This window comes from Serratia sp. 2880STDY5682894 (genome assembly GCF_001537385.1).
Lineage (GTDB): Bacteria > Pseudomonadota > Gammaproteobacteria > Enterobacterales > Enterobacteriaceae > Serratia > Serratia nevei.
This window is the reverse complement of the sequence record NZ_FCJA01000005.1, coordinates 225,753-240,479: the sequence shown is the minus strand read 5'-3', so window position 1 is coordinate 240,479 and position 14,727 is coordinate 225,753. Positions and strand designations below refer to the sequence as shown.

The window sequence follows — 14,727 nt, the reverse complement described above, 5'->3', positions numbered from 1 at the left end:
CGCCTCAAACGTCGGCGACGCTCGCCGGTTTCACCGCTCTGCGGCTCACCACCGCGGGGGCGGTTTCATCGAGAAAACAACTCAGTACGCCGGCGCACACGGCGCCCGCGGCCGCCAGCCACATCACGCTGACCAGCCCGTAGCGATCGGCGATCAGCCCGGCGATAAACGGCGCCAGACAGCCGCCAATCACCTCGCCAATCCCCATCACCAGCCCCAACGCGGTGGCGATACGGGCCGGCGATACCGTTTCCGACGGGATGGTGGCCATAAACAGCGTGAAGCAGCCAAGGCCGGTATAAGACAGGAACACCAGCACGCCCAGCAGCCACGGGTTATCGACGTAGCTCAGGAACAGCGGGCAGCACACCGCCAGCAGCGAAAAGAAGATCAGCGTCGGCTTGCGGCCGAGGCGATCGGAAATCGCCGGCACCGCCACGCCCCAGAACACCCAGGCGGCGCCGATGGCGCTCATGATGCCGCCCATCGTGCCTTCGCCGAAGCCGCGGTCGGTCACCAAAAAGTTGGGGGTGAAGGTAATGATGATCATGAACCAGGTGACGAACACGCAGGAGATCAGAATGCACAGCGCCACATTCTTGATTTTAAACAGCTCGCCGTAAGCGGCTTTGTTCGCCGCCTTGCCGGCCGCCGGCGCGGCGCTGAAAGCGGGATCCTTCTTGCCGTTCACATAGCGATAGATCAGCCACGCCAGAATGATGCCCGGCACGGCGGTCAGATGAAACGCCATGCTCCAGCCCCATTTCTGCGCCAGATAGATGATCAACGGCGGCGCGATAATGCCGCCCAGCAGCCCCGGCGCCGCCCCCTGGATCAGCCCCATGTTGAAGCCACGGCGCTGCGGCTGCGATTTTTCCACCATCAGCGATTGCGCGATCGGCAGCACCGGCCCTTCGGCGATCCCCATCAGCGCGCGGAAGATCAATAACATGGCAAAGCCGCTGACCAGCCCCGACAGCGCGGAGAACAGCGAAAACACCAGGATCGACAGGATCAGCATCGGTTTACGGATATTGAAGCGATCGGCAATCGCCCCCAGCCCCGCCCCGGACAGCGCCCAGGTCAATGCCAGCACCGCCGACAGCGTGCCAAGATGCACGTTGCTCAGCTTCAAATCGGCGGCGATCATCGGAAACAGGAAAGAGATAGTCAGGCGATCGACGAACACGCAGCCGAACACGAAGAATAAAATAATCAGCAATCGGTTCTCTTCGCTCAATCGCGAGCGCTGCCCTGGCGAGTTATTCATAGCGTCATTGGTCCATAAGTTAACTTATGAATGGCGAGCGGCCATGGCATAAGTCGATTAAGCGCGCAGCCAAGAGAAGCATTGGCCATCGGTCACGATAACAACTCATTAACATGTTAACGATATAAACTTATCTCAAGTAACGGGCATGTCAAACGGCCGTTGAAAACGACGACCGGGTGGCAAATCAGGTATTTTTCACAGAGCGCGAATGACATGAAAATAAATCAACATTATGTTTTTACTGATTTAAATAAAATTACCCGGCACTTTTTACTTTTATTGAAAAAGCCAAAATGCCGTGATTTATAAACAGGTTAATAAATAAAACTTAACCTTACCTTATAAATTGACGCTATTTCCCTTTTCATCGGTCGTATTACCCCACCCGCTTTATTATTTGAATCCGTTTGCTTTATCGCGGTTATGGCGCGAATGATTAACTCCATTGTGTTAATCAATAATCACGTCATGACATTATCAATGCTGAATAATAATAAAAGCGTAGGCCGTGACAGGAATCACAAACAGAACGCCCTTTAACGCCCTGTGAATGGGTTATTACCGGCGCGGCTAGCTTATGCCAACTCGATCCAACCCCGGATGAAAAAACGGCGGCATGATAAACGGCAGGTAACCAGCAAGGAGATGAACATGACGACAGCACTGACAAAAGCCGGTTTCTGGCGCAAAACCGCCGACTCTTCATCGCTGCGTGAGCCACGCGTGCTGATTCGGGTCTACGTTGGCGAAGGCGAAATCGATCGCACCATCGCGTTTTACGAGCAGCTGCACGGCGTAACGGCGGACATGCGCTTCGATTTTCCCGAGCATCGGCTGGTATTGGCGGCGGTGGGGCCGTTTCTGATCCTGGAGGGGGCGGAAGAGCAATTGCGCCCTTTCCGCAGCACCGTCGGCACGCTGCTGGTCGATGACATTTATCCCTACCACCAGCGGCTGCTGGCCGCCGGAGCAGAGATTTTCTTCGGCCCGGTGGAGGTGCCCACCGGCGCCTGTTTCAATGCGCGCCTGCCGGACGGCACGACTGTCGAGTACGTGCATCACCGGCCGCGTGCAGACGAATAAACCGCCTCAGGGCAGCACCGGCTTCATGGCGTAACGACACAGATCCTTGCGCAGGCTGACCATGTACAGCACGATCACCGCCGAGAACGGCAGGCCGCACAGCACCACCGCCGTCTGCATCGCGCTGAAACTGCCGGCATACAGCAGGCCGGCGCATACCAGCGTAGTCACCGCCGCCCAGAATACCCGCAACCAGGCCGGCGCGTCATCATGGGCGGAACCGCCCTGGCAGGAGAGGTTCGCTATCATCAGCGTGCCGGAATCGACCGGCGTCAGGAACAGCACGAAGCTTATCACCACCACAAAGCCGGCGGTCAGCTGGGTATAGGGCAAGTATTCGAACAGCTTGAACACCGCCATCGGCGGATCGCTTTGCGCCACCTGCCCCAGGATCGCCTGTCCGCCTTCCAGCACCAGGCTGATGGCGGTATTGCCGAAGATGGACAGCCACGCCAGCGTGAAGCCCAGCGGAATCAGCAGCACGCCGAAAATCAGTTCGCGAATGGTGCGCCCTTTGGAAATGCGCGCGATGAACAGCCCGACGAACGGCGCCCACGCCACCCACCAGGCCCAGTAGAACAGCGTCCAGGCGCCCTGCCACTGGCGCGCCTTGCCGTACAGATACATATCGAAGCTGCGGCTGACCAGCGAGGTCAGATAATCGCCGAGGTTCTGCAACATGCCGTTCAGCAGATTCAGCGTCGGCCCGGCCAGAAACACGAACAGCAGCAGCAGGCACAGGAAGCCGACGTTGATGTTCGACAACATGGCGATGCCCTTCTCGACGCCGGTGACCGCCGCCAGCGTGGCCACCACCATCATCACCACGATCAGGGCCAGCAGCACGCCGGTGCTTTGCGGAATATCGAATAGATAAAACAGCCCCGAGTTCACCAGCAGCGCACCGATCCCCAGGTTGGTTACCATCGAGATCACCGTCACCAGAATGCCGAAACTGTCCACCAGATGACCGACGCCGCCGTGGATGCGTTCACCGAAGATCGGGTATAACGCAGAGCGCAGCGCCAGCGGCAGGCCGCGACAATAGGCGAAATAGGCCAGCGCGGTGGCGATCAGCGCATACAGCGCCCAGCCGTGCAGCCCCCAGTGCAAAAAGGTCAGCGCCATCGCCTGTCGCGCCGCCTGCACGGTGCCGCCGCTGCCTTCCGGTGGCGACAGGAAGTGATCCAGCGGTTCATAAGCGCCGTAGTACACCAGCGCAATGCCGATGCCCGACGAGAACAGCATCGCCACCCACGAGGGATAGCTGAACTGCGGCGGCTCGTCATCCTGGCTGAGGCGAATATGGCCGAAGCGCGACAGCGCCAGCCAGAAGACGAATGCCATACAGGCGACCATCAACAGCATGTAGTACCAACCGAACACGTCGGCGACCCAGCTTTGCGCGGCGTTCAGCCACAGTTTGCTGGCGGAGGGAAACAGCACGACCAGCGATCCCAGCAGCAGGATCACCGCCGCCGAGCCGAAAAATACCGGAGCATTCAATCTGACAGGTTCTTCGTCAAGCGATGGAGGAGTTTTTGTTGTCATTGGCAGGCTTCCATGTTGCGAAAGACAGACGATTTCAATGCAACCTTCAGTTAACATTTTATCGTCATTTATTTGACATTTTTGCAGCATATAGAGTATTGATTGACCGTTCAATCAATCAAATCCAAAGTGTGATTGGCCTATCAGTTGGGGAAAATATGTACCGCAGAGATATTCCGGAGCAGCGTAAGGAGCAGCTGATTAACGCCGCCTTCGAGACCATTAACGTCGTCGGGCTGGCCGGCGTCACCCTGTCTCAGGTGGCGAAAGAAGCCGGGCTGTCGACCGGCATCGTCAGCCACTATTTTGGCGATAAAGAGGGGTTGCTGAGCGCCACCATGCGCAAAATCCTGCGCGATCTGCGCGACGCAGTGGCCGAATGCCGCGCGCAGGCGGCGAGCGACAGCCAGTCACAGCTGTTCGCCATTATCCAGGGCAACTTCCATCCCAGCCAAACCAACGCCGTGTCCATGCGCGCCTGGCTCGACTTCTGGGCCGCCAGCATGCACCAGCCGGTGCTGCGCCGCCTGCAGCGCGCCAACGATCGGCGACTCTATTCCAACATTTGCTGCCAGTTCCGCCGCGAGCTGCCGCTGCGGCAGGCGCGTGATGCCGCGCGCGGGCTGGCGGCAATGATCGATGGGCTCTGGCTGCGCGGCAACCTGGCCGGCGACGAGACAGACCTGAAGCAGGACTGCCGCATCGCCTGCGACTACGTGGCACAGCGGCTCAATGCCGCGCAGCCGCTGGGGTGAACGCCCTCGTCAGCGCGATTCCTGCTCTTCGCTGTACTGGGTTTGCCACATCGCGGCGTAGCGGCCGTTCGCGGCCAGCAGCGCCTCGTGCCCCCCGCGCTCGACGATCGCCCCCGCCTCCAGCACGATGATCTCATCGGCGTCCACCACGGTGGAGAGCCGGTGGGCGATCACCAGCGTGGTGTGGTTGCGGCTCACCTCGCGCAGGTGCCCCTGGATTTCGCGTTCGGTCTGGGTATCCAGCGCGCTGGTCGCCTCGTCGAACACCAGGATGGCCGGATTTTTCAGAATGGTGCGCGCGATCGCCACCCGCTGCTTTTCACCACCTGACAGCTTCAGCCCGCGCTCGCCCACCCGGGTGTCGTAACCGTCGGGCAGACCGACGATAAAATCATGGATATGCGCCAGCCGCGCCGCCCGCTCGATTTCTTCATCGCTGGAGCCGGTTTTGCCGTAGCCGATATTGTAGCGCAGCGTATCGTTGAACAGCACCGTATCCTGCGGCACGATGCCGATCGCCTGCCGCAGGCTGGCCTGGGTCAGTTGGCGAATGTCCTGGCCGTCGAGGGTAATGGCGCCGCTCTGCACGTCGTAGAAGCGAAACAGCAGGCGCGACAGCGTGGACTTGCCCGCGCCGGAGGCGCCGACCACCGCCACCGTGTGGCCCGCCGGAATGGTAAAACTCACCTGCTTGAGGATCGGCCGGCGCGTGTCGTAACCGAAGCTGACCGCATCGAACCGCACTTCGCCGCGATCGAGGCGCAGCGGCTGCGCATCCGGGCTATCGACGATTTCACGCTTTTCCTGCAGCAGATCGAACATGTTCTCCATGTCGATCAGCGCCTGGCGCACCTCGGAATAAATAAAGCCGAAGAAGTTCAGCGGCTGATACAGCTGCAGCAGGTAGGCGTTGACCAGCACGAAGTCGCCGACCGTCATCGTCCCCTGCGTAATGCCCTGCGCCGCCATGGCCATCATCACGATCAGTCCGATCGAAATAATGGAGGTTTGCCCCAGGTTGATCGCCGTAAAACTGAATTGGTTCTTGATGGCCGCGTATTCGTACAGCCGGCGCGACAGGTCGAAACGCTCGGCTTCGAATTCTTCATTGCCGAAGTACTTTACGGTCTCATAGTTCAGCAGGCTGTCGATGGATTTGCTGTTGGCGTCGGCGTTGGCCTTGTTGAGCTCGCGGCGAAAGCGGGTGCGCCAGCTGACCGCCAGTACGGTAAACAGGATGTAGCAGCCGACCGTCGTCAGGATCGCCAGCGCGAACCAGCCGTTCAGCATATGCCACATGATCGCCGTGACCAGCGAGAGCTCGAACAGGATCGGCACGATGGAGAACAACAAGCGCGACAGCACCGTGGACACCGCCTGGGTGCCGCGCTCGATGGACAACGACAGCCCGCCGGTCTGGCGCTCCAGATGGAAGCGCAGACTCAGCGCATGCAGCTGGCGAAACACCCGCACGCCCAGCAGGCGCGTGGCGTTCTGGCTGACGTGGATGAACATCACGTTGCGCAGTTCCTCAAACAGCGCGCCGCCCACCCGCGCCACGCCGTAGGCGACGATCAGCCCCAGCGGCACCGCCAGCATTTTCGCCGTCTCGCCGCTCAGCGCATCGACCATCGCTTTGTAGGCCAGCGGCACCAGCGTGGTGCTGACCTTGGCCGCCACCATGAACACGAAGGCCACCACCAGATACCCCCGCAGGCGCGGGTTGTCTTTCGGCCACAGGTAGGGCAGCAGGAATTTCAGCAAACGGGAACGATCCATCATGTAATATTCATCTTCTCGGTCGGGATCGCGGCACACGGCCGCGCGGGGGTTATGAGTTTGGCCTGGCCGGCGGCAAACGCCGCAGCCATCCCGTTGTCCTGCGGCGGCAACTCAGCATCATCCGTCAGGAGAAGCGGCGGCGGCTCGGGCAAAGTTCAGGCATGGAGGAGACAATCACATGACCCAGACGTATGCAAAGCGCTTTGCGCAGGTCTTTGACTATATCGATCGCCACCTGGACGAGGCGCTCACCGTCGAAAAACTGAGCGAAGTGGCCCACTTTTCGCGCTTTCACTTTCAACGCCAGTTTAGCGCGTATTGCGGCATCTCGGTGTGGCGTTATATCCAGTGGATGAGGCTCAAACGCGCCTCGTACCGCCTGGCGTATAACCCGCTGGAGCCGGTGATTGACATCGCGCTGGACGCCGGTTTTCAAAACCCGGAGTCCTTCAGCCGCGCCTTCAAACAGGCGTTCAGCCAAACGCCAAGCCAGTTTCGCAAACGGCCGGCCTGGATCGATTGGCAGCAGCGCTTTCCCGAGCCGAAACACAAAAGGAAACAACCCATGAAGGTAGACATTGTCGACTTCCCGGCCACGCCGGTGGCGATGATCGAACATCGCGGCCCGTCCGCGCTGGTCAACGAAACCGCCGCGCGCTTTATCGAGTGGCGCAAAACCAGCGGCCTGTCGCCGGTCAGAAGCAGCCGTACTTTCGGCATCGCACCGCACGATCCGGCCACCACCGAAGCGCAGGACTTCCGCTTCTTCATTTGCGGCGAGGTTACTGCGCCGATCCCCGAGGACAATGCCTTCGGCGTGGTGAACAGTACGCTGCCAGCCGGGCGCTGCGCGCTGCTGCGCCATCACGGCTCGCTGGATGGGCTCTCGGAAAGTGCCCATTATCTGTACCGCGAGTGGTTGCCGGCCAGCGGCGAGGAGCTGCGCGATTTTCCGCTCTATTTCCACTACCACAACTTCGTGCACGAAGTGGCGGAATATGAACTGGTGACCGATCTTTACCTGCCGCTGAAGTAACTGACATCTGGCTCCGCAAGGAGCCAGATTGACGTTAACAGGACGGCGACGAACCTTGCGGCGGCAGATAGCGCTGCGGATCGAGTGCGGTGGCGCGGTAGCGGATCTGGAAATGCAGGAACACCGAATCGGTGCCGGTGCTGCCCATGGTGCCGATCTTCTGCCCCGCCTTCACATCCTGGCCGTTGCGCACCAGCGTGGTGTCGTTGTGCGCATAGGCGGTAATGAAGTCTTCGCCGTGCTTAATCATGATCAGGTTGCCGTAGCCGCGCAGCTGGTTGCCGACGTACACCACTTTGCCCTTGGCGGAAGCGTAGATCGGCTGGCCGCGTTTGCCGGCGATGTCGATGCCCTTGTTGCCGCCATCTGAATTGGAGTAGGCCTGCACGATCCGGCCGCTGGTCGGCCAACGCCAACAGCGGGCAGCGCCCGGCGGCGGCGTTTGCTTGGCGATCGCGGCGGAAGACGAAGAGGTTTTACGGCGCGTTGCGGCGGTTTTGGTCGGTGCGCTGCCGCTCAGCCGCAGTTTCTGCCCCACTTCCAGGCTATAGGGCGGGCGTATCTTGTTGATTCTGGCGAGATCGCTGACTTCGCTGTCGGTGATCCAGGCAATGTAGTACAGCGTATCGCCCCGTTTGACGGTGTAGGACTTGCCGGTGTAGCTGCCCTTCGGCAGTTTGTCGTAATCGCGGTTGTAGGTGTTTTTACCCGAACACCCGGCCAACAACAGCCCCAATGTCAGACACACCGCGATGCGGCGCCACCCAGCCCATTTGCTTCCTGTGCTCAAATCCAGTCCTCAGTCGTCGTTTCGGTTCTGATACGCGTCAGCCGCACAGTGTAACATTTGCGCCGGGTCAGTCAAAAACCCCCAGACGGTCTATGCTAAACAGGTAAGGATGACTGATTAATTACCCAACGACGAAATGGAGTACTGTCATGTTGAACCTCGACCGCAATAATCTGCCCCTCCTGAGCGAAGAACTGCTCAAAAAGCAACGCACCACCCTGCTGATCATCGCCTTCCTGCTGCTGGCGGGCGGGATACTGTGCCTGGTCAATCCTTTCGCCTCCGGCGCAGCGCTGAGCATCGTGGTTGGCATCCTGCTGCTGTTGAGCGGCGCCGGGCTGATTATCGCCATGATCGCTAACCGGGCGCAGAATACCTGGCCGATGATCGGCGGCATTTTGCTGGGCGTAGCCTACCTGATTATCGGCTATGTGTTCATCACCAGCCCGCTGGCGGGCATTCTGGCGCTGGCGGTGTACCTCGCCGTGCTGTTCGCGCTCGGCGGCATCGCGCGCCTGGCGGCGGGCTACATGCGCCGCGGGCTGCCGGGCAACTGGCTGCAGTTCGTTATCGGCGTGCTCGATTTGATCATCGCCTGGATGCTGATCGGCTCAGGCCCGGCGGCATCGGTCACGCTGGTGACGGCCATCGTCGGCATCGAGATGCTGGTCAGCTCCTTTGCGCTGTTCCAGGCGGCGAATCTGTTTAAACGCGCCTGACGCTACCGGCCCGCCGCCGCGGGCCTCATCGCTTTCGTTGTTTCCAGACAAAACAAGGCGATACCCCCTCTGCTTGTCCGTGGTTATCTTCATCGGTAAGTGCCAATATAGGCGCAGACAAGGGAGCTGAAACCGATGACAACCCATTCCAACCCGTTAAACTCGCGGGAAGTCTGCCTGCAATTACGCCACTTCAATCAGGTAATCGGGCAACAATGCCGCAATATGGCGCGCCAAAAAACCACCTGCCCATGCTGCCTGACGGACATTGCCACCGGCTGCGACGCCGGTATCAAACTATGCGGGCAACAGTTAGCCAAACCCAGCCCGCAAACCCCGTTATTCCAGCAGATTCGCAACTTGCTGCTCGATCTGCGCGCCGAAGCGAAAGGGGTTCGCCGAATCGAGACGCTTAATCGCACCAACAACGAAATATCCTGGCTGTTGCGCGAGCTGTATTTCGAGACGTTCTGACCCCGCCTTTGTCGGGGCAGCTAAAGCGCCAGACTGTAGTAATGTTCTTCCTTTTCAATCTTGCCGGTAAAGCGAAAGCCGAAGGTGAGATACAGGCTTTTGGCGACGAGATTATGTTCATCAATCATTAGCGTCACCTGCTCTATGCCGTGCAACCTAAAATCCGCGAGTATCGCGGCGAAGCTCTCACGCCCCAATCCCTGCCCCATAAACTTATGGTCAAGCATATAGCGACACAGCTCGGCCTCATGTGGGTTATGCGGCCAGCACTTGTACATGAAAAAACCGATGAGCTCGCCGTCGCGGTAAAGCGCGCGGGGCTGGCATTCCGGAAAAAACGCCGCCTCGGAAATAGAGATGGCGTTACAGCAAATAAACGCCTCGAACACGGTGCCAACGCCGTCTTGATTCGACGTCAGTTCGCACACGTCAAACAGGTTATCGCGGTTAATCTCGCGTATTTCAATCATAACGGTATCCCAGTAGAAGTAAGCGGCGAACTCCAGCATTCACCCTGGCGCTAACCATTGCTCTGCAGTCAGCTCGCTACTTTAACGCATCGCCGCCGGCATACAACGCTCCCACTGTTCACCCCACTTTACGACCGCCGTCACACCTCACCACCGCCAAATTGCGTTGGTTATAGAGTCGTCTACAATTCAATCGAATTACCCCCTACAACATCAGAAATTATTATTATTAGAGGTGATTATGTTACAGAAACACGAAAACGTAATAAGTATGACTGTACTAAGCCCGCAAGCCACCCAACAACTGATGCCTTCGTTTTCCTCCTTGCCCCACACGCAACACGCCGACGGCAAATATCGCCTGCGCCGTTATTCGGTCGTCAAATACCTCAACCCCAACGTCGCCGAAGTGGGGCCGCGTACCTTCATGCAGTCCGATCAGATCAACCACTTCCAAGGCAACGTGGTGCGCCGCTTCGAGCCTATCGACAGCGCCGTGCTGCAGAGCGCCGGCATGGCGGAGATGTGCAACCTGTTTGCCGAAAATAACGAACTGCCGGAGGGTGCCGAGATAGAGATCCACCAAATGCGCGTGGTCGCCATCCAGAAAGATACGCTGGTGGCGCCGGAAGGCATTCACCAGGACGGTTTCGACCATATCGCCATGATCGCCATTCACCGGCACAACATCGTCGGCGGTGAAATCATGCTGTACGACGACAGCCACCACGATCCCTTCTTTAAAAAAGCGCTGGCGGACGGTGAGGCCGTGCTGCTGGCAGACAGCAAACTGTGGCACAACGCCACGCCGATCAACGCCGTAAGCCCGAAAGAAGAAGGCTATCTGGATCTCTTCGTCCTCACCGCGCGGGGAGAGAAAGCATGACCTTTACGCCCGAGCTCGCCCGCGCCCAGTTCAGCGCCCTGTCCCAGCACATCGACGGCAAGCCGGCGATCTTTTTCGACGGCCCCGGCGGCGCACAGGTTTCACGGGGCGTGCTGGAAAAGATGACGGACTACCTGGGGAAATACAACGCCAACCTGGGTGGCCACTACTTCTCCAGCCGAGTCACCGGCGAAGTGATGGGCCAGGCGCGAGAATCGGTGCGCGCCTTGTTAAATGCGCCTTCGCCCGACAACATCGTTTTCGGCATGAATATGACCACGCTGACTTTCCATCTCAGCCGCATCATCAGCCGCGACTGGCAAGCCGGCGATGAGGTCATCGTCACCGCGCTCGATCACTACGCCAACGTCTCCAGCTGGCAGCAGGCCGCCGCAGACCAAGGGGCCGTGGTGCATCAGATACCGCTGGAGAGCGCCGACTGCGCATTGGACGCCGCAAAGGTGTGTGAGCGCATCAACGCCAATACCCGCCTGGTGGCGGTCAGCTACGCTTCCAACGTCACCGGCAGCATCGTCGATATCAAAACCATCGTCGAAGCTGCGCATCGGGTCGGCGCGCAGGTGTATGTCGACGCCGTGCACTATGCGCCGCATAACCTGATTGACGTGCAGGCGCTGGGCTGTGATTTCCTGGTGTGCTCCGCCTACAAGTTCTTTGGCCCGCACGTCGGCATGGCCTATATCGCGCCGCAGTGGCTGCAAAGCCTGCGGCCGTACAAAGTCGAGCCGGCCACCGATGTCGGCCCCGGCCGTTTCGAGACCGGCACGCAAAGCTTCGAGGCGCTGGCCGGCGTCGCGGCGGCGATCGACTATCTGGCGCAGTGGGGGACGCCGGGCGCGCCGTTAAGGCAGCGTTTGCAGGAGAGTTTCGCCGCCTACCACCGGCATGAAGAGGCGCTGTGCCGCCACTTTTTGCAACGGCTGCAGCAACTCGACGGCGTGCGGCTCTACGGCCATTCACAGGCGGACAGCACGCGCCGCACGCCAACCTTCGCCCTGACCTTCAGCGGCCAGACGCCTGACGCGATCGCCCGCCGCCTGGGGCAGCACAACATCTGCGCCGGCAGCGGGCATTTCTATGCGCTGGGCCTGATCCAGCAGCTGGGGTTGCAAGACGGCGGCGTGCTGCGCATCGGCATGATGCACTACAACACCCAAGGCGAAATAGACACGCTGTTTAAGGTGATCGCCGAAGATATCCTCAGTTAACTCGCCACATCGGCCCGCTTACCTTATTGAGCGGGCCATCGCGGCACGCTGGGGGTAGAATCAAGGGAATTTTATTTTAGAAATGGATTTTTATTTTGCGAAAATATGCAGTTATCGCCGCCGCATTGATGATGTCTTCCTGTGCCACGCCGGAGAAATGGGAAGCGCAAACGGCAACCCCAACGCCCCTTGACGCGGCCAGAACCCACTGCCGGCAAGAAGCCGAACAGCGCTATCCCGTGAACCTGTCTTTGCACGCCAGCTCGCCGACCTTCTCCTCCATGACGATCAACGGCACGGAGATCCCCAACGCCGGTAGCGGCGCTTTCCCCTCGGACAGCAATGAAATGCGCAGAACAGAATTCGTTAATGCCTGCATGAAATTGGAAGGATGGGAAAATAAAAATAAGGTGACGGGATTATTGGCATTTTTATTTAACTAACGGCAACACAGAATAACTCGGAATTACCGCGCTCAGGCAGCGGTAATTCCGCCCTATTGACCGGCACCGACAGCCTGACTATTTTGCTACGATATAACAGGTTACACCTCTCCTCCATTCAGGGCGATAATCAAACAAATGGAATAAATCAATTTATGAGTGAGAAAGACACCCCCCTAAAAAAGCCGCAGAGCCATATCAACAAAGCGGTATTCTTCACCTCTGCAGTCCTCATTTTTCTTCTGGTCGCGTTCGCCGCCTTTTTCCCCGACGTCGCCGACAAGAACTTCAAGCTTCTGCAGCAACAAATTTTCACCAACGCCAGCTGGTTTTATATTTTGGCCGTGGCGCTGATTTTGCTCAGCGTGACGTTTCTGGGGCTTTCCCGCTACGGCGACATCAAACTTGGCCCCGATCATGCGCAACCCGATTTTCGCTACCACTCATGGTTTGCCATGCTGTTTTCAGCGGGGATGGGCATCGGCCTGATGTTCTTCGGCGTGGCAGAACCGGTTATGCACTATCTCTCGCCACCGGTCGGCACGCCCGAGAGCGTCGAGGCGGCCAAACAGGCCATGCGCCTGACCTTTTTCCACTGGGGGCTGCACGCCTGGGCGATCTACGCCATCGTGGCGTTGATTCTGGCCTTCTTCAGCTATCGGCATGGCCTGCCGTTGACTCTGCGCTCTGCGCTTTATCCGATCATCGGCGAACGTATTTATGGCCCTATCGGCCATGCCGTCGATATCTTCGCCGTCATCGGCACCGTATTCGGGGTCGCAACCTCGCTGGGTTATGGCGTGTTGCAGGTCAACGCCGGGCTTAACCACCTGTTTGGCGTGCCGATCAACGAAACCGTTCAGGTGATCTTGATCGTGGTGATTACCGGGCTGGCCACCATTTCCGTGGTTTCAGGGCTGGAGAAAGGCATACGCTTTCTGTCAGAGCTGAACCTTGGCCTGGCGCTGTTGCTCCTGGCCCTGGTCTTGCTGTTGGGGCCAACCGTCCTGCTGTTGAAATCCTTTGTGGAAAATACCGGCGGCTATCTGTCCGAGCTGGTCAGCAAGACGTTCAATCTGTATGCCTACGAGCCAAAATCCAGCAACTGGTTAGGCGGATGGACGCTGCTCTACTGGGGGTGGTGGCTCTCCTGGTCGCCTTTCGTCGGTATGTTCATCGCTCGGGTTTCCCGCGGCCGAACCATCCGCGAATTTGTCACGGGCGTGCTGTTCGTCCCGGCAGGCTTCACCCTCATGTGGATGACGGTGTTCGGCAACAGCGCCATTTACCTCATCATGGAACAGGGCGCGACAGACCTCGCCACTACGGTACAGCAAGATGTGGCGTTGGCGTTGTTTAACTTCCTGGAGCATTTCCCGTTCTCCAGCGTGCTTTCGTTTATCGCCATGGCGATGGTGATCGTCTTTTTTGTCACGTCCGCCGATTCCGGCGCCATGGTCGTAGATACGCTGGCTTCGGGCGGCTCCAGCAACACGCCGGTTTGGCAACGCATTTTCTGGGCGTCGCTGATGGGCATCGTCGCCATCGCCTTGCTGATCGCCGGGGGGCTCAGCGCGCTGCAAACCGTCACCATCGCCAGCGCATTGCCGTTCTCGGCCATCTTGCTGATATCCATTTACGGTTTGCTTAAAGCGCTGCGCCGCGACCTGACCAAGCGCGACAGCCAAAATATGGCCACCATCGCCCCCACCGCCGCCCGCAACCCCATTCCCTGGCAGCGCAGGCTGCGCAATATCGCCTATCTGCCAAAACGCTCGCTGGTTAAACGCTTTATGGATGAGGTTATCCAACCGGCCATGACGCTGGTGCAGGAAGAGCTGAGTAAACAAAACACGCTCAGCAGCATCAACGCCACCGCGGAAGACCGCATTCGTTTCGAGGTCGATTTGGGCGATGAGCTTAACTTTATCTATGAAGTCAGACTGCGCGGCTACAGTTCGCCGACGTTCGCCCTCGCCGGGCTGGATAACGATGAACAGCAAGCCGAGCAGCACAAGTATTATCGCGCGGAGATCTACCTGAAAGAAGGTGGCCAGAACTACGATGTCATGGGCTGGAATCAGGAGCAGTTGATCAACGATATTCTCGACCAGTACGAAAAACACCTGCATTTCTTGCATCTGGTGCGCTAAAGGCCGACATGCCGTCCCGAGGGGCGGCATTTTTTTGCCCTGCTTTCTTCACCACGGCGCTGATGATGCTGGTGGGATAGCGG

The 14,727-nt window shown here is 58.8% G+C and carries 14 protein-coding genes; 9 read left to right on the top strand and 5 right to left on the bottom strand.

Features of this window, described 5'->3' with window-relative positions:
• Positions 1-4: 4 nt before the first annotated feature.
• Positions 5-1,270: an MFS transporter gene (locus AWX27_RS13750; RefSeq protein WP_047729954.1), complete on the bottom strand. Its 1,266-nt coding sequence runs from the start codon at positions 1,268-1,270 to the stop codon at positions 5-7.
• Between the two features lie 654 nt (positions 1,271-1,924).
• Here AWX27_RS13750 and AWX27_RS13745 point away from each other — a divergent pair.
• Positions 1,925-2,356 carry a VOC family protein gene (locus AWX27_RS13745; protein ID WP_048234779.1) on the top strand — a complete coding sequence of 144 codons (432 nt, stop codon included), beginning with the start codon at positions 1,925-1,927 and terminating at the stop codon, positions 2,354-2,356.
• Between the two features lie 6 nt (positions 2,357-2,362).
• Here the strand turns inward: AWX27_RS13745 and AWX27_RS13740 are convergent, their stop codons facing one another.
• Positions 2,363-3,907: a BCCT family transporter gene (locus AWX27_RS13740; RefSeq protein WP_060422926.1), complete on the bottom strand. Its 1,545-nt coding sequence runs from the start codon at positions 3,905-3,907 to the stop codon at positions 2,363-2,365.
• Positions 3,908-4,065: 158 nt separating this feature from the next.
• On the opposite strand from AWX27_RS13740, the gene betI reads away from it, so the two are divergent.
• The gene (gene betI, locus AWX27_RS13735) at positions 4,066-4,662 is read left to right on the top strand and encodes a transcriptional regulator BetI (RefSeq protein ID WP_060422923.1); all 597 of its coding nucleotides are present in this window, start codon (positions 4,066-4,068) and stop codon (positions 4,660-4,662) included.
• 9 nt (positions 4,663-4,671) lie between these two features.
• On the opposite strand, the gene AWX27_RS13730 is transcribed toward betI, so the two are convergent.
• A complete protein-coding gene (locus AWX27_RS13730) occupies positions 4,672-6,441 on the bottom strand; it encodes an ABCB family ABC transporter ATP-binding protein/permease (protein WP_060423122.1) in 1,770 nt (589 codons plus the stop codon).
• Between the two features lie 181 nt (positions 6,442-6,622).
• On the opposite strand from AWX27_RS13730, the gene AWX27_RS13725 reads away from it, so the two are divergent.
• Positions 6,623-7,480, top strand: coding sequence for an AraC family transcriptional regulator (locus AWX27_RS13725; RefSeq protein WP_047729951.1), 858 nt, complete (start codon positions 6,623-6,625; stop codon positions 7,478-7,480).
• 34 nt (positions 7,481-7,514) lie between these two features.
• Here the strand turns inward: AWX27_RS13725 and actS are convergent, their stop codons facing one another.
• Positions 7,515-8,270, bottom strand: coding sequence for an amidase activator ActS (gene actS / locus AWX27_RS13720; protein ID WP_048234629.1), 756 nt, complete (start codon positions 8,268-8,270; stop codon positions 7,515-7,517).
• Positions 8,271-8,419: 149 nt separating this feature from the next.
• Here actS and AWX27_RS13715 point away from each other — a divergent pair, with 149 nt between their 5' ends.
• Positions 8,420-8,989 (top strand): HdeD family acid-resistance protein, encoded by a 570-nt coding sequence (locus tag AWX27_RS13715; RefSeq protein WP_033644791.1) that lies wholly within the window; start codon positions 8,420-8,422, stop codon positions 8,987-8,989.
• Between the two features lie 135 nt (positions 8,990-9,124).
• Positions 9,125-9,463, top strand: a complete 339-nt coding sequence (locus tag AWX27_RS13710) for a hypothetical protein (protein ID WP_049194795.1) — start codon at positions 9,125-9,127, stop codon at positions 9,461-9,463.
• Positions 9,464-9,483: 20 nt separating this feature from the next.
• On the opposite strand, the gene AWX27_RS13705 is transcribed toward AWX27_RS13710, so the two are convergent.
• Positions 9,484-9,972: a GNAT family N-acetyltransferase gene (locus tag AWX27_RS13705; protein ID WP_060422919.1), complete on the bottom strand. Its 489-nt coding sequence runs from the start codon at positions 9,970-9,972 to the stop codon at positions 9,484-9,486.
• Between the two features lie 232 nt (positions 9,973-10,204).
• Here AWX27_RS13705 and AWX27_RS13700 point away from each other — a divergent pair, with 232 nt between their 5' ends.
• From AWX27_RS13700 to AWX27_RS13685, 4 genes are all read left to right on the top strand, one after another.
• Positions 10,205-10,819, top strand: coding sequence for a 2OG-Fe dioxygenase family protein (locus tag AWX27_RS13700; protein WP_224217742.1), 615 nt, complete (start codon positions 10,205-10,207; stop codon positions 10,817-10,819).
• Positions 10,816-12,048 (top strand): cysteine desulfurase-like protein, encoded by a 1,233-nt coding sequence (locus AWX27_RS13695; RefSeq protein WP_060422916.1) that lies wholly within the window; start codon positions 10,816-10,818, stop codon positions 12,046-12,048. Before AWX27_RS13700 ends, AWX27_RS13695 begins: the two co-directional genes overlap by 4 nt.
• 95 nt (positions 12,049-12,143) lie before the next feature.
• Complete coding sequence (locus AWX27_RS13690) at positions 12,144-12,491, top strand: hypothetical protein (RefSeq protein WP_230201007.1); 348 nt, start codon at positions 12,144-12,146, stop codon at positions 12,489-12,491.
• A 155-nt stretch (positions 12,492-12,646) separates the two neighbouring features.
• The gene (locus tag AWX27_RS13685) at positions 12,647-14,644 is read left to right on the top strand and encodes a BCCT family transporter (RefSeq protein WP_047729946.1); all 1,998 of its coding nucleotides are present in this window, start codon (positions 12,647-12,649) and stop codon (positions 14,642-14,644) included.
• The last annotated feature ends 83 nt before the right edge of the window (positions 14,645-14,727 follow it).

Coding starts and splice junctions, on each gene's coding strand:
- AWX27_RS13705 (WP_060422919.1), bottom strand. CDS start 9,972: ATGCTGGAGTTCGCCGCTTACTTCTACTGGGATACCGTTATGATTGAA.
- AWX27_RS13745 (WP_048234779.1), top strand. CDS start 1,925: ATGACGACAGCACTGACAAAAGCCGGTTTCTGGCGCAAAACCGCCGAC.
- AWX27_RS13730 (WP_060423122.1), bottom strand. CDS start 6,441: ATGGATCGTTCCCGTTTGCTGAAATTCCTGCTGCCCTACCTGTGGCCG.
- AWX27_RS13685 (WP_047729946.1), top strand. CDS start 12,647: ATGAGTGAGAAAGACACCCCCCTAAAAAAGCCGCAGAGCCATATCAAC.
- AWX27_RS13740 (WP_060422926.1), bottom strand. CDS start 3,907: ATGACAACAAAAACTCCTCCATCGCTTGACGAAGAACCTGTCAGATTG.
- betI (WP_060422923.1), top strand. CDS start 4,066: ATGTACCGCAGAGATATTCCGGAGCAGCGTAAGGAGCAGCTGATTAAC.
- AWX27_RS13750 (WP_047729954.1), bottom strand. CDS start 1,270: ATGAATAACTCGCCAGGGCAGCGCTCGCGATTGAGCGAAGAGAACCGA.
- AWX27_RS13695 (WP_060422916.1), top strand. CDS start 10,816: ATGACCTTTACGCCCGAGCTCGCCCGCGCCCAGTTCAGCGCCCTGTCC.
- AWX27_RS13715 (WP_033644791.1), top strand. CDS start 8,420: ATGTTGAACCTCGACCGCAATAATCTGCCCCTCCTGAGCGAAGAACTG.
- AWX27_RS13700 (WP_224217742.1), top strand. CDS start 10,205: ATGACTGTACTAAGCCCGCAAGCCACCCAACAACTGATGCCTTCGTTT.
- AWX27_RS13710 (WP_049194795.1), top strand. CDS start 9,125: ATGACAACCCATTCCAACCCGTTAAACTCGCGGGAAGTCTGCCTGCAA.
- AWX27_RS13725 (WP_047729951.1), top strand. CDS start 6,623: ATGACCCAGACGTATGCAAAGCGCTTTGCGCAGGTCTTTGACTATATC.